Origin of the sequence: Ramlibacter cellulosilyticus (assembly GCF_014297465.1) — a bacterium.
GTDB lineage: Bacteria > Pseudomonadota > Gammaproteobacteria > Burkholderiales > Burkholderiaceae_C > Ramlibacter > Ramlibacter cellulosilyticus.
The window spans coordinates 59,775-80,909 of sequence record NZ_JACORT010000002.1 but is presented as its reverse complement, the minus strand read 5'-3'; the positions used below and the strand labels follow the sequence as shown (position 1 = coordinate 80,909).

23 protein-coding genes are annotated in these 21,135 nt (G+C 69.8%); 10 read left to right on the top strand and 13 right to left on the bottom strand.

The genetic code is table 11. The annotated features are described in order from the left end of the window. Positions 1 to 120 precede the first annotated feature (120 nt). Complete coding sequence (locus H8N03_RS06310) at positions 121 to 687, top strand: cob(I)yrinic acid a,c-diamide adenosyltransferase (protein WP_187075312.1); 567 nt, start codon at positions 121 to 123, stop codon at positions 685 to 687. Positions 688 to 802: 115 nt separating this feature from the next. Here the strand turns inward: H8N03_RS06310 and H8N03_RS06305 are convergent, their stop codons facing one another. The 5 genes from H8N03_RS06305 to H8N03_RS06285 all read right to left on the bottom strand — a co-directional run bounded on the left by H8N03_RS06305 (position 803) and on the right by H8N03_RS06285 (position 5,634). After that, positions 803 to 1,225: a hotdog fold thioesterase gene (locus H8N03_RS06305; protein WP_187075311.1), complete on the bottom strand. Its 423-nt coding sequence runs from the start codon at positions 1,223 to 1,225 to the stop codon at positions 803 to 805. A 10-nt stretch (positions 1,226 to 1,235) separates the two neighbouring features. Then, the gene (locus H8N03_RS06300) at positions 1,236 to 2,573 is read right to left on the bottom strand and encodes a solute carrier family 23 protein (protein ID WP_187075310.1); all 1,338 of its coding nucleotides are present in this window, start codon (positions 2,571 to 2,573) and stop codon (positions 1,236 to 1,238) included. A gap of 82 nt (positions 2,574 to 2,655) precedes the next feature. After that, a complete protein-coding gene (locus H8N03_RS06295) occupies positions 2,656 to 3,549 on the bottom strand; it encodes an alpha/beta fold hydrolase (RefSeq protein ID WP_187075309.1) in 894 nt (297 codons plus the stop codon). Positions 3,550 to 3,746: 197 nt separating this feature from the next. After that, on the bottom strand, positions 3,747 to 4,349 hold the full coding sequence (locus tag H8N03_RS06290) for a TetR/AcrR family transcriptional regulator (RefSeq protein ID WP_187075308.1): 603 nt from the start codon (positions 4,347 to 4,349) through the stop codon (positions 3,747 to 3,749). A 484-nt stretch (positions 4,350 to 4,833) separates the two neighbouring features. Continuing rightward, positions 4,834 to 5,634 (bottom strand): cyclase family protein, encoded by an 801-nt coding sequence (locus tag H8N03_RS06285; protein WP_187075307.1) that lies wholly within the window; start codon positions 5,632 to 5,634, stop codon positions 4,834 to 4,836. A gap of 49 nt (positions 5,635 to 5,683) precedes the next feature. On the opposite strand from H8N03_RS06285, the gene H8N03_RS06280 reads away from it, so the two are divergent. Beyond that, entirely contained in the window at positions 5,684 to 7,687 is a 2,004-nt protein-coding gene (locus H8N03_RS06280) for an acetoacetate--CoA ligase (RefSeq protein WP_187075306.1), read from the top strand. Between the two features lie 163 nt (positions 7,688 to 7,850). On the opposite strand, the gene H8N03_RS06275 is transcribed toward H8N03_RS06280, so the two are convergent. Then, positions 7,851 to 8,738 carry a LysR family transcriptional regulator gene (locus H8N03_RS06275; protein ID WP_187075305.1) on the bottom strand — a complete coding sequence of 296 codons (888 nt, stop codon included), beginning with the start codon at positions 8,736 to 8,738 and terminating at the stop codon, positions 7,851 to 7,853. 108 nt (positions 8,739 to 8,846) lie between these two features. On the opposite strand from H8N03_RS06275, the gene H8N03_RS06270 reads away from it, so the two are divergent. Together H8N03_RS06270 and H8N03_RS06265 are read left to right on the top strand one after the other, a co-directional pair. Continuing rightward, positions 8,847 to 9,026: a Rieske (2Fe-2S) protein gene (locus H8N03_RS06270; protein WP_187075304.1), complete on the top strand. Its 180-nt coding sequence runs from the start codon at positions 8,847 to 8,849 to the stop codon at positions 9,024 to 9,026. After that, entirely contained in the window at positions 9,023 to 9,799 is a 777-nt protein-coding gene (locus H8N03_RS06265) for a class II aldolase/adducin family protein (protein ID WP_187075303.1), read from the top strand. Before H8N03_RS06270 ends, H8N03_RS06265 begins: the two co-directional genes overlap by 4 nt. Before the next feature lie 4 nt (positions 9,800 to 9,803). Here the strand turns inward: H8N03_RS06265 and H8N03_RS06260 are convergent, their stop codons facing one another. The 3 genes from H8N03_RS06260 to H8N03_RS06250 form a co-directional block, all read right to left on the bottom strand. Continuing rightward, the gene (locus H8N03_RS06260) at positions 9,804 to 10,712 is read right to left on the bottom strand and encodes a DMT family transporter (protein WP_187075302.1); all 909 of its coding nucleotides are present in this window, start codon (positions 10,710 to 10,712) and stop codon (positions 9,804 to 9,806) included. 63 nt (positions 10,713 to 10,775) lie between these two features. After that, positions 10,776 to 11,207 (bottom strand): MarR family winged helix-turn-helix transcriptional regulator, encoded by a 432-nt coding sequence (locus tag H8N03_RS06255; protein ID WP_187075301.1) that lies wholly within the window; start codon positions 11,205 to 11,207, stop codon positions 10,776 to 10,778. Next, complete coding sequence (locus H8N03_RS06250) at positions 11,204 to 11,713, bottom strand: flavin reductase family protein (protein ID WP_187075300.1); 510 nt, start codon at positions 11,711 to 11,713, stop codon at positions 11,204 to 11,206. The genes H8N03_RS06255 and H8N03_RS06250 overlap by 4 nt, the downstream gene beginning before the upstream one ends. A 108-nt stretch (positions 11,714 to 11,821) precedes the next feature. On the opposite strand from H8N03_RS06250, the gene H8N03_RS06245 reads away from it, so the two are divergent. From H8N03_RS06245 to H8N03_RS06235, 3 genes are read left to right on the top strand one after another with little or no spacing between them, the layout of a single operon-like run. Continuing rightward, entirely contained in the window at positions 11,822 to 12,610 is a 789-nt protein-coding gene (locus H8N03_RS06245) for an alpha/beta fold hydrolase (RefSeq protein ID WP_187075299.1), read from the top strand. 17 nt (positions 12,611 to 12,627) lie between these two features. Then, the gene (locus H8N03_RS06240; RefSeq protein WP_354005085.1) at positions 12,628 to 13,461 is read left to right on the top strand and encodes a M14 family zinc carboxypeptidase; all 834 of its coding nucleotides are present in this window, start codon (positions 12,628 to 12,630) and stop codon (positions 13,459 to 13,461) included. 54 nt (positions 13,462 to 13,515) lie between these two features. Continuing rightward, entirely contained in the window at positions 13,516 to 15,846 is a 2,331-nt protein-coding gene (locus H8N03_RS06235) for a xanthine dehydrogenase family protein molybdopterin-binding subunit (RefSeq protein WP_187075298.1), read from the top strand. A 106-nt stretch (positions 15,847 to 15,952) separates the two neighbouring features. Here H8N03_RS06235 and H8N03_RS06230 read toward each other — a convergent pair whose 3' ends face one another. Further along, complete coding sequence (locus H8N03_RS06230) at positions 15,953 to 17,284, bottom strand: D-amino acid dehydrogenase (protein ID WP_187075297.1); 1,332 nt, start codon at positions 17,282 to 17,284, stop codon at positions 15,953 to 15,955. Between the two features lie 76 nt (positions 17,285 to 17,360). Here H8N03_RS06230 and H8N03_RS06225 point away from each other — a divergent pair, with 76 nt between their 5' ends. Then, positions 17,361 to 18,275 carry a LysR family transcriptional regulator ArgP gene (locus tag H8N03_RS06225; RefSeq protein ID WP_187075296.1) on the top strand — a complete coding sequence of 305 codons (915 nt, stop codon included), beginning with the start codon at positions 17,361 to 17,363 and terminating at the stop codon, positions 18,273 to 18,275. Between the two features lie 3 nt (positions 18,276 to 18,278). Here the strand turns inward: H8N03_RS06225 and H8N03_RS06220 are convergent, their stop codons facing one another. The 3 genes from H8N03_RS06220 to H8N03_RS06210 form a co-directional block, all read right to left on the bottom strand. Next, complete coding sequence (locus H8N03_RS06220; protein WP_187075295.1) at positions 18,279 to 18,425, bottom strand: hypothetical protein; 147 nt, start codon at positions 18,423 to 18,425, stop codon at positions 18,279 to 18,281. 141 nt (positions 18,426 to 18,566) lie between these two features. Then, positions 18,567 to 19,403: a metallophosphoesterase gene (locus H8N03_RS06215; protein ID WP_187075294.1), complete on the bottom strand. Its 837-nt coding sequence runs from the start codon at positions 19,401 to 19,403 to the stop codon at positions 18,567 to 18,569. 98 nt (positions 19,404 to 19,501) lie between these two features. Next, positions 19,502 to 20,467, bottom strand: a complete 966-nt coding sequence (locus H8N03_RS06210) for a LysR family transcriptional regulator (RefSeq protein ID WP_187075293.1) — start codon at positions 20,465 to 20,467, stop codon at positions 19,502 to 19,504. 124 nt (positions 20,468 to 20,591) lie between these two features. Between H8N03_RS06210 and H8N03_RS06205 the strand changes: the two genes are divergently transcribed. After that, the gene (locus H8N03_RS06205) at positions 20,592 to 20,882 is read left to right on the top strand and encodes a hypothetical protein (protein ID WP_187075292.1); all 291 of its coding nucleotides are present in this window, start codon (positions 20,592 to 20,594) and stop codon (positions 20,880 to 20,882) included. An 11-nt stretch (positions 20,883 to 20,893) separates the two neighbouring features. Beyond that, the gene (locus H8N03_RS06200) at positions 20,894 to 21,097 is read left to right on the top strand and encodes a hypothetical protein (protein WP_187075291.1); all 204 of its coding nucleotides are present in this window, start codon (positions 20,894 to 20,896) and stop codon (positions 21,095 to 21,097) included. Positions 21,098 to 21,135 lie beyond the last annotated feature (38 nt).

Sequence of the window (21,135 nt, the reverse complement as noted above, 5' to 3'; positions counted from 1 at the left end):
CTGGTGGCCTGCCCGCACTGTGACCCGGCAGCGCGAAACGGCCGAGCCTCCCCTGGCGTGACTTGCTGTAGGACCGGTCAGGCGCATGGCGGAGAATGGCTGCGACGAAGGAGAAACCGAATGGGCAAGCGGCTGACCCAGATCGCCACGCGCACCGGCGACGACGGCACCACGGGGCTGGGCGACAACACGCGGGTGTCCAAGGACCACCTGCGGGTGCACGCCATGGGCGACGTCGACGAACTGAACTCGCACATCGGCGTGCTGCTGTGCGAGGAGATGGCCGACGACGTGCGCGAGCTGCTGGTGGAGATCCAGCACCAGCTGTTCAACCTGGGCGGCGAGCTGTCGATCCCGGGGTTCGAGCTGCTGAAGCCGGAGGCCGTGCTCGCACTGGACGAGGCGCTGGCGCGCTACAACGCGCAGCTGCCGAAGCTGCAGGAGTTCATCCTGCCGGCGGGCAGCCGTGCCGCGGCCCAGGCCCACGTGTGCCGCACGGTGGCGCGTCGCGCGGAACGGGCGGTGGTGGCGCTGGGGGCGGTGGAGACGCTGCGCGAAGTGCCCCGGCAGTACTTGAATCGCTTGTCGGACCTGATGTTCGTGCTGGCCCGCGTGCTGAATCGCATGAACGGCGGGGACGACGTGTACTGGAAGAGCGAGCGGCTGGCGCGGAACGGCGACGGCTGACCTTGTCGTGCGCCGGCTGACCTTGTCGTGCGGCGGCGTCGTAGGCTGGGTTTCGCGCAAGCGAACCCCAGCGCTCCCCCGCGCATCGCTGGGGTGCGCGTCCGCGCAACCCAGCCTACGACGCGAGAACCGCCATCGTGAGCCGCGACACGCACGTCAACCGCCCCTGGTCGTCGTGCATCTCGATCGCCCACACCTGCGTGCTGCGCCCCACGTGCACCGGCGTCGTCTTGCCGGTGACCCAGCCCGAGGTCGCGCCGCGAATGTGGTTCGCGTTGATGTCGAGTCCCACCACGCGGTGGCCCGGCGGCGCGGTGAAGATCGCGCCGCAGGAGCCGAGGGTCTCCGCCAGCACCACGCTCACGCCGCCGTGCAGCAGGCCGAACGGCTGCTTCGTGCGCCTGTCCACCGGGATCCGCGCCCGGATGAAGTCGTCGCCGACTTCCAGGAACTCCAGGCCGAGATGCTCGGGCGCGGTGTCCTTGTGCGAAGTGGTGAGCGCTTCGACGGAAATGGGGCGGGTCCAGATGGCAGGCATGGTGGCGATCTTAGCGGCTGGGCGTTTCCACGTTCGGCGCGTCGGCCACGGACACGCCCGGCGAGCTGCTGCGGTTCAACAGTGCCCACAGCAGGATCGCGCCGAAGGTGGCGGTACCGATGCCGCCCAGCGCGAAACCGCCGAACTTGAGCGTGAAGTCGCCCGTGCCCAGCACCAGCGTGATCGCCGCGACGATCAGGTTCTTGTTCTGCGAGAAGTCGACGCGGTTGTCCACCCAGATCTTGGCGCCGGCCACGGCGATCAGGCCGAACACCACGATGCTCACGCCGCCCATCACCGGCAGGGGAATCGCCTGGATCACGGCGCCGAATTTCGGCGAGAAGCCCAGGAGCACGGCGATCAGCGCCGCGAACAGGAACACGGCCGTCGAATAGATCTTGGTCGCGGCCATCACGCCGATGTTCTCGGCATAGGTGGTGACGCCCGTGCCGCCGGCCATGCCGCTCACCACGGTGGCCACGCCGTCGCCCAGGAACGCACGGCCCATGTACTGGTCGAGGTTGCGGCCCGTCATGGCGGTGACCGCCTTGATGTGGCCCAGGTTCTCGGCCACCAGGATGATCGCCACCGGCGCGATCAGCAGCATGGCGGGGCCGGAGAACACCGGTGCCGCGAAGCCCGGTGCGCCGAACCACGCGGCGTTGGCGATGCCACTGAAGTCGACCGGCTTGCCCAGGCCCATCCCGTTGGTGAGGATGCCGTAGATGATGCTGGCGAGGATGAGGCCGACCAGGATCAGCAGCCGCTGCACCATGCCGCGCGTGAGCACCGCGACCAGGCCCACGCACACGAAGGTGACGGCCTGCATCCAGCTCTCGAAGTTGTTGGCCGCCATGTTCTTGATCGGGATGCCGGCCAGGTTGAGGCCGATCACCGCGACGACGGCGCCGGTGACCACCGGCGGCATGAAGCGCTCGATCCAGCCGGTGCCCACCGCGTGCACGATCGCGCCGATGATCGCGTAGACGATGCCGCAGGCGATGATGCCGCCCAGCGCCACGCCGATGTTCCCGTTGGGACCCTTGCCCGCGTATGCGGTCGCCGCGATCACGACGCCGATGAAGGCGAAGCTCGAGCCGAGGTAGCTGGGCACCTTGCCGCCGGTGATCACGAAGAAGATCAGCGTGCCGATGCCGCTCATCAGGATCGCGATGTTGGGATCGAAGCCCATGAGGATGGGCGCCAGCACCGTGGCGCCGAACATCGCGATCACGTGCTGCACGCCCATGGCCGCGGTCTGCGGCCAGGGCAGGCGCTCGTCGGGGGCGATCACGCCGCCTTGCTGCAGGACTTTCGCGTCCCTCTCCGTCCAGTCGAACATGCCCATTGCTCTCTCCTTCTCCTCTTGAATGGGGAGCGATGCTAGGAGCAATGGCCATGCCGCGCAAGGCGGCCGTCAGCGTGCGTCTTCAGCGCGCGAAGAGCACCACCTTCGCGACGACGGCGGGGTCCTTCAGCAGCTTGCGGTGGCCCAGGCCTTCGGTGGGCAGCAGCTGCGCGCCCTGGATCGCCTGCGCGAACGCCTGGCCGTCGGTGAAGGCATTGATGGCGTCGCCGCGGTCGTGCACCACGAGCGTGGGCACGCGGATGCGGGGCGCCACGGCACGCGGCTCGAAGTGCTGCATCAGCACGCCTTCGCGCGCCTCGATGTGCTTCTGCATCGCCGCGCGCGTCGTCTCGCTGAGGCCGAAGACCTGCGCGAAATAGCGCGTGTAGTTGCGCGGGGACGCGGGCGGCGCCAGCAGCACGAGCTTGCCGATGCCGATGCCGCGGCTCGCCGCATAGGCGGCGGCGTTCGCGCCGAGCGAGTGCGCGGCGAGCAGGCCGATCTCGTGGCCCTCCTGCTGCAGGCGGCCCACGGCGTAGTCGATCGCGCGGGCGAACTGCGGCAGGTTGCTGGTGCTGCCGGCGCTGCGTCCGTGCGCGGGCATCTCCAGCAGCACGGGCCGCAGGCCGTGCTGCGCGAGCGATTCGGCCAGCGGCAGCAGCTGGCGCGCGTGGCCGCCCCAGCCGTGCACCAGCAGGGCGACCGGCCCGTGCGGCTGCGCGGCTTGCGTATAGACGGTGAGCTGCGCGTCCTCGAAGGGCCATTGCGCGACCTTCCAGTCCGCGGCCCACGCCGCCCGCCGTTGCAGCCACTTCGGCGGCAAGGGCGTGCAGAACAGGCGCACCGCCGCCCGCGTCGCGAGCGCGGGCCAGAGCTTCTGCGAGGTGCCGAGCGCGAAGCGGAAGAAGCGCAGGCCGACGCTCGCCTGGTAGTAGCCGGCCGTGGCCTGCACGGCGCTGCTGCTGGAGCTGTCCATGGTGCGGTCCTTCAGAAGAAGATGAAGTCGTTGTTGCTGCGCGGCAGGCGCCGCAGCTGTTCCACGACGGCGCGGAGGGCGCGCCAGCCGCCATAGGCGGCGACGAAGGTGAGGAGGGCGAGCATGGTGCTTTTCCTTTCTCGCACGGGTGTGCGAAATATGGGCGTGGGAAACGACGGGTCGGGTGTGCGTGCGGGTCAGGCCTGGTAGCTCTTCACCAGCCGCTCCCAGGAAGCCTGGGCGCGCTCGGTGGCGCGGGGATCGCGCAGGAAGCGGATGTCGTGCAGCTGCCCCATGGCGAGGCTGTAGATCTCGGCGACGAGCTGTTCGGGGTCGGTCTCGGGCTTCAGGTGGCCGGCTTCGATGGCCTGCAGCACCGTGCGGCGCAGCGCGGCGCGCCAGCGGGTGACCTCCCCGAGCAGGAAGTCGCGCAGCGGGCCTTCGCGGTCGTCGAGTTCGAAGGCGCCGGCGGTGAAGATGCAGCCCGTTTGCCCTTCGACGTCGCGGGTGCGGCGGATCCAGCGGCGCACGATCTCGTCCAGGCGCGGCAGGCCCTTGGGCCGTTGCATGGCGGGGACGAAGACTTCCGCCAGGAAGCGGCGGCCGAACTCCTCGATCACGGCCATCTGCAGCGCCTCGCGCGAACCGACGCGCGAGAAGACGCCGCTCTTGGAGAGGCCGATGCGGTCGGCGACGACCTGCAGGGAGATGGACTCGAGCCCTTCGGCCGCGGCGAGGTCGAGCGCGGCGCCGACGATGGCGGCGCGCGTCAGTTCGCTTTTCTGGGTCCGGGCGTCCATGGCGGGCAGATTAGCACGCCTGTGCGAAATTGCAAGCCAACGTCGATCGGTGGGGTTCGCTGGCGCTCACCTGCCCCGGCTGTCGCCGGGCCACCCTACAAGGCGGCGAACGCCGCCATCGCGGCGCCGGGCGGCGAATGCCGGCATCGGGTGCCGGGCGGCGAATGCCGGCATCGGGTGCCGGGCGCCGAATGCCGGCATCGGGGCGCCGGGCGGCGAATGCCGGCATCGGGGCGCCGGGCGGCGAATGCCGGCATCGGGGCGCCGGGCGGCGAATGCCGGCATCGGGGCGCCGGGCGGCGAATGCCGGCATCGGGTGCCGGGCGCCGAATGCCGGCATCGGGGCGCCCGGCGGCGAATGTCGGCATCGGGGTGCCCGGCGGCGAATGCCGCCATTGTGGGGCGGCGGGCGGCGAATGCCGCAGGTAGGGTGGGGCGGCGCCAGCCGCCGACGGTGAGCGCCAGCGAACCCCACCGATCGGCCTCACCCAAACAACTTCTCGTCGAAGATCGCCACCGCCCGCGTCCACCCCGCCGACGCCCCGCGGATCTTGTGCGGGAAGCAGCTGATGTAGAACCCGTCCGCCGGCAGCGCCTCCAGGTTGTGCAGCTTCTCCAGGTGGCAGTAGCCGATGTCGCGCCCGGCCTTGTGCCCTTCCCAGATCAGCGACGCGTCCTGGCTTTCGCCGTACTTCTTCGCGGTGTGCACGAACGGCGCGTCCCAGCTCCACGCGTCCGTGCCCGTCAGGCGCACGCCCCGCTCCAGCAGGTACATCGTCGCTTCGTAGCCCATGCCGCAGCCGGAAGAGACGTAATCGTTCTGGCCATAGCGCGAGCCCGCCCGCGTGTTCACCACCACGATCTCCAGCGGCTCCAGCACGTGGCCGATGCGCTTCAGCTCCGCTTCCACGTCCTCCGCGCGCACCACGTACCCGTCCGGCAGGTGCCGGAAATCGAGCTTCACCCCGGGCTGGAAGCACCACTCCAGCGGCACTTCGTCGATGGCGATCGACCGCTCGTTCTCGCCCAGCTTCCTGTTCATGGTCGAGTGGAAGTGGTAGGGCGCGTCGAGGTGCGTGCCGTTGTGCGTGGACAGCTGCACCATCTCCACGGCCCACCCTTCGCCATCCGGCAGGTCGCCTTTCTGCAGCCCGGGGAAGAACGGCTCGATCTGCGAGAAGGTGTTCTCGTGGGTGAAGTACTGGATCTTCGGCGCGAACGCGGGCGGGTCGGAGACGACGTCGTTCTCGAGGTAGATGGACAGGTCGACGAACTTCCGTGGCATGGGAAAACCTCCGTTGGGCTGCAGCTGGGCCGATGCTAGTCTGGCCTGCATGAGTGCAGCACCGTACGTTCCCCAGATCCGTCGTTACCAGGAGTGGCTCCGGCGTGAGCGCGGGCTCGCTTTCGGGGACTACCAGGCGCTGTGGGAGTGGTCGGTGCGCGACCTGCCGGCGTTCTGGCAGAGCGTGTGGGACTACTACCGGCTGGAGTCGCCCACGCCGCACCGGCAGGTGCTCGCCGAAGAAAAGATGCCCGGCGCACGCTGGTTCGAGGGCGCGCAGTTCAACTACGCGCGGCAGGTGTTCCGCCACGTGCAGCCGGCGCATGCGGCGGGTTTCCCGGCGATCGTCGCGCGCAACGAGAAGGGCGAGCACCGCGAACTCTCCTGGCCGGAGCTGCGGCGGCAGGTCGCGTCGCTCGCGCTCCACCTGAAGGCGCAGGGACTGCAGCCCGGCGACCGCGTGGCGGCCTACCTGCCCAACATCCCGGAGACGATGGTCGCCTTCCTCGCCGTCGTGAGCCTCGGCGGCGTGTGGAGCGTCTGCGCGCCGGACATGGGCACGCACGCGGTGCTGGACCGCTTCAAGCAGATCGCGCCGAAGATGCTGATCGCCTGCGATGGCGTACGCTACGGCGGCAAGGACTTCGACCGCAGCGCCGTCGTCGCGGAGCTGAAGGCGGCGCTGCCTTCGGTGACGCATTTGCTGGTCCACCGCAATCTCGGCGCGGCGACCCAGGCGCTGCCGGAGTCCACGGACTTCGCCGACGCCGTCGCGGCGAAGGGCCCGGAAGTCGACGCGTTCGAGCCGCTGTGGCTGCCCTTCGACCACCCGCTGTGGATCGTCTATTCGAGCGGTACGACCGGCCTGCCCAAGCCCATCGTGCATGGCCACGGCGGCATCGTGCTGGTGATGCTGGGTGCGGGCGGCCTGCACAACGACGTGGGCTGCAGCTACGACCCGAACAGCTGGGGCGAGCGCTACCACTGGTACAGCTCCACGGGCTGGGTGATGTGGAACGCGCAGGTGGCCGGGCTGCTTTCCGGCACGACCTGCTGCATCTACGACGGCAACCCGGGCGGCAGCAAGGAGAACCCGGACTGGAGCGTGCTCTGGCGCTTCGCGTCGGACCTGGGCGTCACCTTCTTCGGCGCCGGAGCGGCGTTCTTCGCGAATTGCATGAAGGCGGGCCTCGACCTCTCGCGCTACCCGGGCTTGAAGACGGTGCGTGCGCTGGGCACCACCGGCTCGCCGCTGTCCGAAGAAGTGCAGCGCTGGGGCACCGCGCAGTTCGGGAAGCTGGGCACGCCGGACATCTGGTGGTGCAACATCTCCGGCGGCACCGACTTCGCGGGCGCCTTCATCGGCGGCAACCGCGAGCTGCCGCAGGTGCCGGGGCAGATGCAATGCCGCGAGCTCGGTTGCTCGGTGGAGGCCTGGAACGAGCAGGGGCAGCCGGTGATCGGCGAGGTGGGCGAGCTGGTGTGCACGAAGCCGATCCCCTCGATGCCGATCTATTTCTGGAACGACGAGGGCAACCACCGCTACCTCTCCAGCTACTTCGACATGTACCCCGGCGTCTGGCGCCACGGCGACTGGCTGAAGATCGCGCCCGAAGGCGGCTGCATCATCTACGGCCGCAGCGACGCGACCATCAATCGCCATGGCCTGCGCATGGGCACGAGCGAGTTGTACAGCGCCGTGGAGGCCTTGCCGGAGGTGCTGGACTCGATGGTGGTGGACCTGGAGTACCTCGGACGCGAGAGCTACATGCCGCTGTTCGTGGTGCTGCGGCCGGGCGTCGCGCTGGACGCGGCGATGAAGGCGAAGCTCTCGGGCGCGATCCGCACGGCCCTCAGCCCGCGCTTCGTGCCGGACGAGATCCTGCAGGTGCCCGAGATCCCGCGCACGCTGTCGGGGAAGAAGCAGGAGCTGCCGATCAAGAAGCTGCTGCTGGGGCAGCCGATCGAGAAGGTGGTGAACCGGGACGCGATGGCGAATCCCGGGTGCCTGGAGTGGTACGTGGCGTTTGCGGAGCGGCGTTTGCGGGCGTGAGCGGATGGGTGGGGTTCACGTTCGTTCACCTTCCGGCGCTGGCGCGCCGCCACCCTACAAACCGGCGCGCGCTTCACGGTCGAAAAAACCGGCATCGCAATCCCTGTAGGGTGGCGCGGCGAATCCGCGGACGGTGAGCGCCAGCGAACCCCACCGATCGGCGTCACAACGCGCCGGAAGCCTCCTGTTCCAGCAACTCCAGGAACACCCGCACCTTCGCCGGCACATGCTTCCCCGGCAACAGCGCGTGGATCTTCAAGGGCTCGGGCGTCCACTCCGCCAGCAGCGGCACGAGCAAACCCTGCGCCACCGCCGCCGCCGCGAACGTCGACGTCACCCGCACCACCCCGATCCCCGCGATCGCCGCCTTCAGCCGCACCTCCGCATTCCCGCTGCGCATGCGCGGGTTGCGCATCTCCACTTCCGCGACCGTCCCGCCTGCGTCGCGGAACGACCACCGCTGGTCCTCGCCTCCCGCCAGCAAGGGCAAGCCTTCCAGTTCCTCCGGTTGCGCCAGCGTCTCCCGTCCCGCCAGCAACGGCGGCGCCGCGAACAGCCCCCGCTCCAGCGAGTAGACGCGCCGCGTCACCACCGTCGCCGGCGCCGCGTTGTGCTCCATCGTCGAGAACACCAGGTCGTAGTGCCGCTCGAACAGCGCCACGCGCGCATGCTCCACGTCGAGGTGGACGCGCAGTTGCGGGTGGTCCTGCATGACGCGGCAGGCGACTGCCGCGAGGTGGTGCGCGCCGAACTCGTAAGGTGCCGCCACGCGCAAGGTGCCTTGCACGGTCGTGCCTTGCGCCAGCGCCTCCACCGCGCGCTCGCGGAGTTGGGCCAGCGGCCGCGAGATGTCGCGGTACAGCGATTCGCCCGCGTCCGTCAGGCGCAGCTGCCGCGTGGTGCGTTCCAGCAGGCGCGTGCCGAGCTCGGTCTCGAGCCGCGCCACGGACGCGCTGAGGCTGGACTTCGGCCGGTCCAGCGCGCGTGCCGCGGCGGTGAAGCCGCCGTGGTCCACCACCAGGCAGAAGGCGTCGAAGTCGTCCCAGTTCATTGTTCAGGATCCGGAACACAGCGGCCAGCGAGCCGCATTGATCGGGGGGCAAGGCATTCCTAGCATTGTCGATCCGCCTTCGACGGCGGGCACCTGCTGGAGAACCCGATGTTCCTGAAGAACTGCTGGTACGTGGTCGCCTGGGACCACGAACTGATCGACGGCGCGAACATCTCGCGCTCCCTGCACCAGAGCCTGATCGCCCCCGACGCGGCGCTGCCCCACTTCCGCCGCACCTTCGCATCGCCGGTGGCCGTGCCGAAGCCGCACCAGGTCGGCATCGCATGACCGCGCTGCACGATGCCTTCCAGCAGCGCCGCCCTGCCGGCATGGGGCCCGCCGAGTGGCAGGTGCGCTGCGAGCTCGCCGCGGCCTACCGCCTCTTCGCGCACCTGGGCTGGCACGAGCTGATCTACAACCACCTCACGGTGCGCGTGCCTGGTACGGAGAACTTCCTGATCAATCCCTTCGGCCTGATGTACCGCGAGATCACGGCGGCGCAGCTGGTGAAGATCGACCTGGAAGGGCGCAAGGTGGAGCCCAGCCCGTGGGACGTGAACCCCGCTGGCTTCATCGTGCACGCCGCGGTGCACGCCGCGAGGCCGGACGCGCAGTGCGTCGTGCACACGCACACGACGGCGGGGCAGGTCGTGTCCTGCCAGCGCGACGGCCTGCTGCCCCTCAGCTTCAATTCCACGTTCTATACGGGCCGCATCGCGTACCACGACTTCGAAGGCATCACGCTGGACCGCGAGGAGTGCGCACGGCTCGCCGCGGACCTTGGTGACCGCAACGTGATGATCCTGCGCAACCACGGCCTGCTGGTGTGCGGGCCCGGCATCGGCGATGCCTTCGCCGAGCACTACATGCTGCAGCGCGCCTGCGAAGTGCAGGTGGCCGCGCAGGCGAGCGGCGCGCCGCTGGTGCAACCGCGGCCCGAGGTTGCCGAGCGCGCCGCCGCGCAGTACGAGCGCACCGCGCGCCAGGGCAACCAGAACACCTTGCTGTGGGACGCGATGCTGCGCTGGGCCTGGGACCTGGACTCCGGCTTCGTGCGCTGAAGCTTCAGGCCGCGCGCACGGCCTTCTTGCGGTTCACCAGAACGATGCCCGCCGCCACGGCCGCGAGCGCCACCAGCAGCTGCAGCGTGAGGTGTTCTCCCAGCAGCACCACGCCGAACACCAGCGCGAACAGCGGCGCGAGGAAGGTGAAGGAGGACAGCTGCGTGGCCGGGTAGTGCCGCAGCATCCACATCCAGGCGAGGTAGCTCGCGAAGGCGCCGATCACCGTCTGCAGCGCGATCGACAGCCAGGCGTAGCCGGAATAGTGGAAGGACCACGACTCGCCCCACCCCAGCGACAGCAGCGGCGCCACGGCGGCCGTCACGGCCACCTGGTAGAACAGCGTCTTCTCCGCGCTCGCGGTCGCCATCTTCGAGCTGCGGATCACCAGCGTCGTGAGCCCCCACAGCGTGCCGGCCGCGAGCGCGAGCGCGTCGCCGCGCAGCTGGCGCGGCGTGCTGTGGCCCATGAAGCCTTCGCTGAAGGCGAGCGCCACGGCCGCGAACGCGATCACCAGGCCGACCCATTGCGCGGGCCGCAGCTTCTCCGACGGCACGAAGCGCGGCAGCAGCAGCGCCACCACGAACGGCGAGGTGTAGAGGAAGACGGTGAGGCGCGAAGCCGCCGTGTCGCGCAGCCCGAGGTAGATGCAGGTGAACTCCGCCGCGAACAGCGCGCCGGCCAGCAGGCCCGCGCGCAGCGTGCCGTCCCGCTCGAACAGCTTCACGCCCCGCCACGCGCACCAGGCCCAGAGCAGCACCGTCGCGCCGACGAAGCGGATGGCGGCCTGCCACAGCGGCGGCACTTCGCTGACGATGCTCTTGATCAGGATCTGCTGGAAGCCCCAGAAGGCGCAGCAGGCGATGAGGAGGCCGACGGCGAGCCCGTCGAGGTGTTCTTTGCGCTGGACCATCGCGCGATGGTAGCGACGCCAACATGTGTTCGCCGCAACGGAACGAAGGTTCTAACGCGTGCTTCAGGCCGGACGCCCGGCCAGCTTCGCGAGCAGCTTCCTCAGCGCAGCCTGTTCGGACGCGCCCAGCGTGCGGAGCATCTCGGACTCGCGCGCCCGGGCCTTTTCCAGGAGCGGCCGTACCAGCTTGCGGCCGGCGCCCGTCGCTGCCACCAGCGTGCGGCGCTGGTCCGCCGGGTCCGCGAGCAGCGTCACCCAGCCTTGTTCGGCCATGCGCTGGACCAGCTTGGTCACGGTGGGCTGCTTGGACAGCACGTCGTGCGCGAGCTGGCTGACCGTGAGTGGCGGCCCGTCCTGCAGGGTGGCGAGCACGCGCCACTCGATCGAGCTCAGGCCCGCGGCGCGCACGTGGCTGTCGAAGTCCTTGTACAGGGCATGGTTCGCCTGTCCGAGCAGCGAGCCCAGGTAGCCGTCGACGAACCGCGCCCCGCTCACAGCGGATGCTCCGTGTAGTAGCGGCCGCCATGGAACAGCAGCGGCGACGCGCCGGTGCGGTGCGTGCAGCGCTCCACCTCGCCGACGAAGATGACGTGGTCGCCTTCCTCGTAGCGGCTGCGGTTGAAGCACTCGAACGTGGCGGCCGCGCCGTGCAGCAGCGGCGCGCCGCCCGCGCCGGTGTCGAACACGACGCCGCTCCAGCGGTCGGCGACGCGGCTCGCGAAGCGCTCCGCCAGCGGCTTCTGGTCCGCGGCCAGCACGTTGATGGCGTAGTGCGAGCCGGCGCTGAACACGGCCAGCGATGCGGCGGCGCGCGCGAGGCTCCACAGCACCAGCGGCGGCGAGAGGGAAACGGAATTGAAGGAGTTGGCCGTCAGGCCGATCACCTGGCCGTCGGCGCTGCGCGCGGTGACGATGGTGACGCCCGTGGCGAACATGCCCAGCGCCGCCCGGAATTCCTGGGACGAAAAGCTCGGCGGCACGGCCTGGCGCGGCGGGTTCATGGGGAGGCGGATTGCATGAAATTTCATGTAGTATGGACCACAACCGAAAGGCGCGCCCGACATGCTGCAGGAATCCGTCGAACCGGTCGGGGCGGGAAAGCGTCCCGCATGACCTCCACCCCCAACTTCACCACCCTGGGTGGCGGCCCCACCGTGCTGATGCTGCACGGCATCGGCGGCGGCCACCTCGCCTTCGCACCGCAGGTCGAGACTTTCGCGACCTCGGGCTACCGCGCCGTCGCCTGGGACATGCCGGGCTACGGCCACAGCGCCCCGATCGAGCCCTACACGTTCAAGGGGCTGGCCCAGAGCTGCATCCAGCTGATCGAGTCGCTGAAGTGCCCGCAGGTGATCCTGCTGGGGCACAGCATGGGCGGCATGGTGGCGCAGGAGGTGGTGGCGCGCCGGCCGGACCTCGTGAGCCGCCTGATCCTGTGCGGCACCTTGCCCGCCTTCGGCGACCCCGATGGCGAGGCGCAGCGCGCGTTCATCGCGCAGCGCACGGCGCCGCTCGACGCCGGCAAGAGCATGGCCGAACTCGCGCAGACGCTTGTCCCCCAAATGGTGGGCCCGGGCTCCTTGCCGGAAGGCGTGCGCCTCGCCACCATCTGCATGAGCCAGGTGCCCGCCGCCACCTACCGGCGCGCGCTGGAATGCATCGTCACCTTCGACCGCCGCCGCAGCCTCGCCGACATCCACGTCCCCACGCTGCTGATCGCGGGCGAGCATGACCGCAATGCGCCGCCGGAGGTGATGAAGAAGATGGCGCAGGGCATCGCCGGCAGCACCTACATCGAGATGAAGGGCGTCGGGCACCTGCAGAACCTCGAGGCGCCGGACGATTTCGACGGCATGGTCCTCAACTTCCTGGCGCTGCCGGAGCGCCTGCTGCACTGAACGAGGAGAGGCGGAGCGTGAAGAGATGGTGGTGGGCGGCGCTGCTGGCGCTCGCTGGCAGTGCGCAGGCCACGGCACCGGGGCCCTGCGAGCGTTTCGTGGGCAAGCTGCCGAACGTGACGCGTCCCTTGTGCGAAGCCACGAAGCTGGCGGAGAGCGGCGCGCGCTCGGTGCAGGGCCAGCCCCTGTACATGCGTGACGTGGGCAGTGCGACCGGCAAGCTACGCGTGCTGGTGATCGGCGCGATGCACGGCGACGAGTTGTCGGCCGCCTCGGTGGCGCTGCACTGGATCCGCCTCGCCGCCGACGAGCAGGTGGACATGCCGCAGCCGGTGCACTGGCGCTTCCTGCCGGTGCTCAACCCGGACGGGATGCTGATGCGCCCCCCGAAGCGGACGAACGCGAACGGCGTCGACCTCAACCGCAACTTCCCCACGCCCAACTGGGAGAAAGATGCGCCGGTGTACTGGCAACAGCGCACCGGCAAGGACCCCCGCCGCTGGCCCGGCCCCAAGCCCCTGTCGGAGCCCGAGACCCGCTTCCTGCACGAGCAGATGCAGAAGTTCAAGCCGCACCTGATCGTGTCGATCCACGCGCCGTACGGCGTGCTCGATTTCGACGGGCCGTCCGTGCCGCCGTCCCGCCTGGGCCGGCTGTACCTGGACCAGGTCGGCATCTTCCCGGGCTCGCTCGGCAACTACGGCGGCGTGCACAAGGGCGTGCCGGTGGTGACCATCGAACTTTCGAATGCATTGCGCACGCCGCTGGACGCGGAGATGCGGCAGATGTGGATCGACCTGCTGCGCTGGACGGCGACGAAGATCGTGGGCGACGGGCCGGCGGCGCGCTGAGCGCCCGCACGGGGGGCTGCACGCGCGCCGGAAATCGGCGATATTGCGGCCACCATGAGCACCGACACCCTGGATTCCCCCACGCGCTTCGGCAGCGGCCGGGCCGTCAAGCGCATCGAAGACGACGGCCTGCTGAAAGGCATCGGCCAGTACACGGACGACCTGGCGCCTGCCGGCCAGTTGCGCGCCGTGTTCGTGCGCTCCCCCTATCCGCACGCGCGCATCGTCGCCATCGACAAGGCCAATGCCGAAGCCGCGACCGGCGTGCTGAAAGTGGTCACGGGCGCGGAGCTCGTGCAGGCCGGCGTGCAGCCCATCCCGACGAACCCCGCGTTCCGCCGCGGCGACGGCTCGCCGGTCGCCACCGCGCCGCGTCGTGCGCTCGCGCACGAGCGTGTGCGCTACGTGGGCGAGCCCGTCGCATTGGTCATCGCGGAAACCCTGCAACAGGCGCGTGACGCCGCCGAAGCCGTGTGGGTGGAATACGAGGAGCTGCCGCATGTGGTGGACCTCGAAGCCGCCACATCGCCCGGTGCGCCGGTGCTGTGCCCCGAAGCGCCCGACAACGTCGCGGCGGAAATGCGCCTCGGCGACGCGCAGAAGACCGCGGCGGCCTTCGGGCAGGCCGCGCACGTCGTGCAGCTGGAGATCGCCAACCAGCGCGTCGCGGCGGTGTCCATCGAACCGCGTTCCGTGCTCGCCTGGGTGGCGGAGGACGGCCGCCTCACGCTGCGCATGAGCAGCCAGATGCCTTCGGGCGTGCGCAACTCGCTCGGCACCGACGTGCTCGGCATCGGTCCCGAGAAGGTGCGCGTGACCGTCGGCGACGTCGGCGGCGGTTTCGGCATGAAGACCGGCATCTATCCCGAAGACGCGGCCGTCTCGTGGGCCGCCTGGACGCTGAAGCGCCCGGTGAAGTGGATCGCCGACCGCAGCGAGGAATTCCTCTCCTCCTTCCACGGCCGCGACCAGCGCGCCCAGGCGGAGCTCGCGCTCGCGGCCGACGGCCGCATCCTCGCGCTGCGCCTGCGTACGCTGGCGAACGTCGGCGCGTACGCGACGGCCACCGGCATGGTGATCCCGATGGTGGTGGGCCCCTGGGTGCAGACCAGCGTCTACGACGTGCCGCTGATCGACTTCCACATCCGCTGCGTGATGACCAACACGGCGTCGACCGCGGCCTATCGCGGCGCGGGCCGGCCGGAGGCGATCTTCATCATGGAGCGCCTGATGGACGAGGCGGCGCGGCAGACCGGCATCGACCGCATCGCGCTGCGCCGGCGCAACTTCGTGCGGCCCGAGCAGATGCCGTACACGAACCCGCTCGGGCAGGTCTACGACGTGGGCGCGTTCGAGAAGATCATGGACGAAGGGCTGGACCTCGCGGACTGGAGCGGCTTCGAGGGCCGTTACGCGCAGAGCAAGGCGAACGGCAAGCTGCGCGGCCTGGGCATCTCCACCTTCCTGGAGTGGACCAGCGGCAACTCCTTCGAGGAGCGCATCACCGTCGACGTGAAGGCCGACGGCATGATCGAGGTGTTCTCCGCCGTCAACCAGATGGGGCAGGGCATCGCGACGACGCTGGCGCAGCTCGTGGTGGACGTGTTCGGCGTGCCCATCGACAAGGTGCGCGTGGTGCTGGGCGACACGGACCGCGGCGACGGGTTCGGCAGCGCGGGCTCGCGTTCGCTGTTCACCGGCGGCTCGGCGCTGTTCCTCGGCGCGGAGAAGACGCTCGCGACGGCACGCGAGCTGGCGGCGCAGTCGCTCGAAGCATCACCGGCGGACCTGGACTATGCGGCCGGCCGCTTCACGGTGAAAGGCACGGACGTCGGCATCAGCCTCTTCGACGTCGCCGCGAAGCAGCCGGGCGGCCACATCTTCACGGAGCACACGAGCGCCGTCGCGGGCCCGAGCTGGCCGAACGGCTGCCATGTGAGCGAGGTCGAGATCGATCCGCTGACGGGCGCCGTGCAGGTGGTGCGTTATTCGAGCGTGAACGACATCGGCCGCGTGGTGAACCCGATGATCGTGCGCGGCCAGCTCGATGGCGGCGCCGTGCAAGGCATCGGCCAGGCGCTGATGGAACACATGGTCTACGACCCGGACAGCGGCCAGCCGGTGACCGGCACGCTCATGGACTACGCGGCGCCGCGCGCGGACGTGGTGGCCTGCGAGTTCGTGACGGAGATGAACGAGACCGTGCCTTGCAAGAACAACCCGCTGGGGGTGAAAGGCGTGGGCGAGCTCGGGACCATCGGCGCGGCGCCGAGCGTGGTGAATGCGGTGGCGGATGCGCTGGCGCGCGCGGGGCACGCGGACAAGGCGCCGCTGGTGCAGATGCCATTGACGGCGCCGAAGGTGTGGGAGATGTTGAACGGGTGATGGTGACGGAGGGTGGGTCAGCTGGGGTTCGCTGGCGCGAAACCCAGCCTACGGATAGCGCGCGTGTAGGCTGGGTTGCGCGAAGCGCACCCCAGCATTACGCCGCTCACCGCCCCGCCCACGCCTCCTCGAACCGCCGCCCTTCCGGCCGCTCGAACCCGTAGAACCCGAACTCCATCCGCGGCACCCGCCCGGAGATCAGTTCCGCCATCGCCTTGCCGGAGCCGGCGCCGTGCGTCCAGCCCAGCGTGCCGTGGCCGGCGTTCACCCACAGGCCGCCGACGCGCGTGCGGCCGATGTACGGGATGTTCGTCGGCGTCGCGGGACGCAGGCCGGTCCAGAACTTCGGGTCGCCGCCTTCTTCCGGCAGCCGCGTGTCGCACACGCCCGGCAGCACCTTCTCGATGCGCTGCGCCAGCATGCGGCAGCGGTCCTGCGCGAGCTGCGAATCCAGCGTCGCGTCGTAGCCGGAGACCTCGATCGTCCCCGCCACCCGCAGCTCGTCGCCGAGCCGGCTCATCGCCACCTTCACTTCGTCGTCGATCGTGCTCACGAAGGGCGCGTCCGCCGGCTTCTTCAGCTTGAAGGTCGCGCTGTAGCCCTTGCCCGGATAGATCGGCAGGTCCACCCCCACCTGGCGCAGCAGCGGCGCCGAGTAGGAGCCGCAGGCCACGACGACGTCGTCGGCAACGAGGCGTTGCACGAGGCCGGTGGCGCGGTCGCGCACGCGCACGGCCGCGATCGCGCCGCCGGCGGTTTCCAGGCGCTCCACGTCGTGGCCGAACAGGAAGCGCACGCCGCGTGCCGCGCACAGCTGCGCCAGCTTCTGCGTGAACACGCGCGCATCGCCGCTCTCGTCGCTGGCGGTGTAGGTGCCACCCACGATGTTGTCGAAGTTGCGGAAGGCGGGCTCGATCGCGAACAGCTCCTCGCGGCTCACGACCTTGCGGTCCACGCCGTACTTCTGCATCACTTCGGCTGCGACGGCGCCATCGTCGAAGGCCTTCGGGTCCGTGTAGAAGTGGGCGATGCCGCGCTCGAGGCGGTTGTAGTCAATGCCGGTGGCCGCCACCACGTCCTTCAGCGCGGCATGGCTGTATGCGCCCAGGGCGACCAGCTGCTGCACGTTGCGCTCGAAGGCCGCGTCGTTGCACTGCGCCAGGAACTGCAGGCCCCAGCGCCATTGCTGCCAGTCGAGCTGCGGACGGAACAGCAGCGGCGCGTCGTTGCGGAACATCCACTTGACGAGCTTTGCCGGCGCATGCCGGTTCGCCCACGGCTCGCAGTAGCTGACGGAGATCTGGGCCGCGTTCGCGAAGCTGGTCTCCAGCGCCGCGTCGCGCTGGCGGTCCACCACGATGACTTCATGGCCGCGCTCGGCGAGATGCCAGGCGGTGCTGATGCCGATGATGCCGGCGCCCAGGACGAGTGTCTTCATGCATCCAAGTTTGCGGCGGCAGGCCCGATTTCAAAAGCGGCATTAAAGTATCAGGGACCAGATCAGAAGTGCTTATATGGCGACATTCGACCCGGCTGCGTTGGAAGCGCTCGCCGCCATCGTGGAAGAAGGCGGTTTCGAGCGCGCTGCCCAGCGCCTCAGCATCACCCAGTCCGCGGTATCGCAGAGGTTGCGTGCGCTCGAGGCGCAGGTGGGCACCGTGCTGGTCGTGCGCACGCGCCCGCTGCGTCCCACGGCCGCGGGGCAGCTGCTGCTGAAGCACACGAAGCAGATGCGGCTGCTGCGCGCCGACCTCGAGCGCGACCTGCGCGACCTCGCGCCCAGCTCCACCGGAGGCACCCGCGAGGAGGAGCGGATTTCGCTCGCCATCAACGCCGACAGCATCGCGACGTGGGCCTTGCCCGCGCTGGACGCGCTGGCGCGCCAGGGGCTGCCGCTGGAGATCATCACCGACGACCAGGACTTCACGCAGGACTGGCTGCGCGAAGGGCAGGTGCTGGGCTGCGTGACGACGGTCAGGCAGGCCTTGCGCGGGTGCAAGGTGCTGCCGCTCGGAGCGATGAATTACGTCGCCATCGCGGAGGCGGGTTTCGCGCGCGAGCGGCTGCCGCAAGGCCTCACGCAGCACAACTTCCGCGACACGCCCTTCGTCGCGTTCAACCGCAAGGACGACCTGCAGGGCGAATTCGTCGCGCAGGCCTTCCGCCTGAAGCGCGTCACGCTCAACCAGCTGTTCGTCCCCAGTTCGGAAGGGCAGGTGCGCGCGGTGCTGGCGGGGTGGGGCGTGAGCGTGGTGCCGGAGCTGCTGGTGCGCGGCCTCGTGGCGCAAGGCACGCTGGTGGACGTCGCGCCGGGCACGCGCGTGCCGGTGCAACTCTTCTGGCACTGCTGGAACCTGGAATCGGCGGTGCTGGACCAGCTGACCGCCGCGATCGCGGAAGCGGCGCGCAAGGACCTCGCGCCGGCGTGAGCGTCAGCGCGGCGCGATGCCGCCGTGCGGCCGGTAGGCGTGGCCGTCGTCGCTGAAGAAGCCGAGGCCGACCGGATTGGCGAGCGCGAGCAGGACGGCTGCGATGACCGCAGCGATCCAGGCGATCGTTTTCGTCCAGAGCGGCTTCATGGTGGCTCCCCTTGGCGCAGTGATCTGCGCGTGGCAAGCAGTGTGCGCCGCGAATGGAAAAGCTGCGCTTCCCATTTGTAAAGTCCCTGCCGCAAGTGTGCCGGAATGCTGGAGTGCTCGTCTCCGCACCACGGCGTGTGTTCAAACGTGAACCGGCGACGCGGCGAGATCGAGCACGAAGGTCTCGCGGAATCCTTCCTGCTCGCCCTTTTTCGCGTAGCCGAGCGTGTTCGCGACGACGCGGCAGCCCGCTTCCACGTAGTCGTGCTGGCAGTGCAGGTGGCCATGCAGCCAGAACTGCGCGAGGGGGAAGAGGTCGTCCAGCGAGTTGCAGAAGCCCGCGGTGGCCGGCGTGACGCCGTAGCGCGGGTCGGCGCTGCGCAGGCTGGGGGCGAAGTGCGTGACGACCACCGTCGTGCCCGCGAACGGCTGCGCGAGCGCTTCGCGCAGCCACGCTTCGCACACCAGCGCCTGCTCGCGCCATTCCTCGGCCAGCATGAGGCGGCCGTGGCGCAGCGCCGCCGCTTTCTGCAGGTAGAAGTTGGCCGCGCGGAAGGCCTTGTGCCGCAGCTTCAGCTGCTCCTGTACCGTCGGCTCCGGCTGGCCGGGCTGGCGCACGAGCGCGTCGAAGTCGGCCCAGAGCGTCGTGCCGACGAAGCGCACGTCGCCGAACACGCGCACCTCGCGCTCCAGCCAGGTGATGCCCAGGCGCTCGCAGGTGGCGCGCAGGCGTTCGTGGGTCTCGTCGAAGTCGAGGGCGTCGTATTCGTGGTTGCCGGGCACGTAGAGCACGGGCACGGGCCAGCCCTGCAGCGGCGAGAAGCGCGCCAGCCCGAAGTCCTCGTCGGCGAGGCGCGAGTTGCGCTGGTACGAGCCGATGTCGCCGGCGAGCACGAGCAGCTCGGCTTCGGGGGCGGGCCGGGGCACGTAGGAAGGGTGGCCTTCCAGGTGCAGGTCGGACATGAGCTGGATCTTCACGAGGGCAATGGTACGGGCGGGGAGGAACGCTGGGGTCGCCTGGCGGCGAACCCAGCCTACGGTCGCCTGCGGCGAACCCAGCCTACGGGCGCCGCGGGTCAGCGCACCGCTTCGCCGAAGCCCTTGCGCGCGGCGAGCGCGACGGCCATGCGCAGCCAGGCGTGGTCGGGGCGCTGCGCCTGGCGGCGATGCCAGAGCGCATCGACGTGCACCGGCGGCACGTCGAAGGGCAGGGGACGTGCCACCAGTTCTTCCTCGCGGCCGGTCACGCGCATGAAGTGCCGCGGCAGCACCGTGAGCAGGTCGGAGGTCTCCGCGACGCGGCCCGCGGTGAAGAACTGGTTGACGGTCAGCACCACGCGGCGCTGGCGGCCGAGCGAGGCCAGCGCCTCGTCGATGAAGCCGTACGGACGCCCGGAGAAGCTCACCAGCATGTGGCGCGCGGCGCAGAACTGGTCGAGCGTGAGCGTGCCTTTCGCCAGCGCGTGGCCCTTGCGCATCACGCAGACGTACACGCCGTCGTAGAGGCGCTCGTGCTCGAAGGCGGCCATGCCGCCGCCCTGCGCCTGCGCGGTGAGGTCCGCGAGCACGGCGGGGAAGAAGCCCACCGCGAGGTCGACCGTGCCTTCGTCGAGCAGGCGGCGGGGATCGCGCGTGGTGAGGGGCACCGTGCGGATCGAGACGCCGGGCGCGTCACGCTCGAGGATCTCCACGAGCCCCGGCACCACTTCGGCCGCCGTCGCGTCGGCCAGCGCCAGCGTGAACGTGCTGTTGGCCTGCGCAGCGATGAACTGGCCGGGCGTGATGGACGACTCGAGCTGCCGCAGGGCGTCCGCGACGGACGGCCAGAGCGCCAGGGCGCGCGCCGTCGGCTCCACGCCGTAGCCGCTGCGGGTGACGAGGCGGTCGCCCAGCGCGTCGCGCAGGCGGTTCAAGGCATTGCTCACGGCCGGCTGGGTCATCGACAGGTTCCGGGCCGCCCGCGTGAGGTTGCGCTCGGCCATGACCTGGTCGAAGACCCGCAGCAGGTTCAGGTCGAGGGTGCGGAAATTCGGGGCTTTCATACGATCTGTGAATGATATCCATCACTACTCAAAAGTAGATAAATATCAGGGTTGACCCTAGTATTACGACCAACGCACAAAGGCAGTCCCGCCAGGCAGCGTCTCTCACAAGGGGAAGAGTCAAATGGCACGTTTCATCCACATCGACGTTCCGGTCCAGCACGACGGCCTGAACCGCGTCACCCGCGGTTTCGCCGCCCTCGGCCAGTTCAGCATCACCCGCGCCGCCTTCGCCGGCCTGGCCTACCTCGGTCGCCCGGTCACCCGCGGCCTCGCCGCCTGGGCCGCCGCCCGCAAGCAGCGCCGCGAAGACGAGAAGCTCTGGAACCTCGCGCTCTCCGACGCCCGCATCATGGCCGACCTGAGCCGCGCCATGAGCCAGGACGCGCTGCGCGACACCCGCGGCTACTACTGAGCGAGCCAGCCATGGGAACCGCAGTCCAGCCCTCCCTGCTCAGCACGCTGGTGCGCCAGCTGCCTGGCCCCGTGCTGCGGGCGCTGGACGCCTGGTCCCGCCGCACGGCCCGCCGCCGCTGGGAACAGCGGCAACTGAAGTGGGCCCAGCGCAAGCTGGCCGCCGCGCCGGCGGACAGCACGATCCGCTACCACCTGAAGCCCTGGCGCGACTGAGCGATCCCCGGCCCGCCACCGGCACAGACGAAAGCCCG

What these genes read in the sequence shown, in the direction of transcription:
- H8N03_RS06250 (WP_187075300.1), bottom strand. Translation starts at nt 11,713, where the DNA reads ATGAACCCGCCGCGCCAGGCCGTGCCGCCGAGCTTTTCGTCCCAGGAA.
- H8N03_RS06205 (WP_187075292.1), top strand. Translation starts at nt 20,592, where the DNA reads ATGGCACGTTTCATCCACATCGACGTTCCGGTCCAGCACGACGGCCTG.
- H8N03_RS06265 (WP_187075303.1), top strand. Translation starts at nt 9,023, where the DNA reads ATGACCGCGCTGCACGATGCCTTCCAGCAGCGCCGCCCTGCCGGCATG.
- H8N03_RS06210 (WP_187075293.1), bottom strand. Translation starts at nt 20,467, where the DNA reads ATGAAAGCCCCGAATTTCCGCACCCTCGACCTGAACCTGCTGCGGGTC.
- H8N03_RS06305 (WP_187075311.1), bottom strand. Translation starts at nt 1,225, where the DNA reads ATGCCTGCCATCTGGACCCGCCCCATTTCCGTCGAAGCGCTCACCACT.
- H8N03_RS06235 (WP_187075298.1), top strand. Translation starts at nt 13,516, where the DNA reads ATGAGCACCGACACCCTGGATTCCCCCACGCGCTTCGGCAGCGGCCGG.
- H8N03_RS06290 (WP_187075308.1), bottom strand. Translation starts at nt 4,349, where the DNA reads ATGGACGCCCGGACCCAGAAAAGCGAACTGACGCGCGCCGCCATCGTC.
- H8N03_RS06230 (WP_187075297.1), bottom strand. Translation starts at nt 17,284, where the DNA reads ATGAAGACACTCGTCCTGGGCGCCGGCATCATCGGCATCAGCACCGCC.
- H8N03_RS06285 (WP_187075307.1), bottom strand. Translation starts at nt 5,634, where the DNA reads ATGCCACGGAAGTTCGTCGACCTGTCCATCTACCTCGAGAACGACGTC.
- H8N03_RS06260 (WP_187075302.1), bottom strand. Translation starts at nt 10,712, where the DNA reads ATGGTCCAGCGCAAAGAACACCTCGACGGGCTCGCCGTCGGCCTCCTC.
- H8N03_RS06200 (WP_187075291.1), top strand. Translation starts at nt 20,894, where the DNA reads ATGGGAACCGCAGTCCAGCCCTCCCTGCTCAGCACGCTGGTGCGCCAG.
- H8N03_RS06270 (WP_187075304.1), top strand. Translation starts at nt 8,847, where the DNA reads ATGTTCCTGAAGAACTGCTGGTACGTGGTCGCCTGGGACCACGAACTG.
- H8N03_RS06280 (WP_187075306.1), top strand. Translation starts at nt 5,684, where the DNA reads ATGAGTGCAGCACCGTACGTTCCCCAGATCCGTCGTTACCAGGAGTGG.
- H8N03_RS06300 (WP_187075310.1), bottom strand. Translation starts at nt 2,573, where the DNA reads ATGGGCATGTTCGACTGGACGGAGAGGGACGCGAAAGTCCTGCAGCAA.
- H8N03_RS06245 (WP_187075299.1), top strand. Translation starts at nt 11,822, where the DNA reads ATGACCTCCACCCCCAACTTCACCACCCTGGGTGGCGGCCCCACCGTG.
- H8N03_RS06275 (WP_187075305.1), bottom strand. Translation starts at nt 8,738, where the DNA reads ATGAACTGGGACGACTTCGACGCCTTCTGCCTGGTGGTGGACCACGGC.
- H8N03_RS06295 (WP_187075309.1), bottom strand. Translation starts at nt 3,549, where the DNA reads ATGGACAGCTCCAGCAGCAGCGCCGTGCAGGCCACGGCCGGCTACTAC.
- H8N03_RS06220 (WP_187075295.1), bottom strand. Translation starts at nt 18,425, where the DNA reads ATGAAGCCGCTCTGGACGAAAACGATCGCCTGGATCGCTGCGGTCATC.
- H8N03_RS06225 (WP_187075296.1), top strand. Translation starts at nt 17,361, where the DNA reads ATGGCGACATTCGACCCGGCTGCGTTGGAAGCGCTCGCCGCCATCGTG.
- H8N03_RS06310 (WP_187075312.1), top strand. Translation starts at nt 121, where the DNA reads ATGGGCAAGCGGCTGACCCAGATCGCCACGCGCACCGGCGACGACGGC.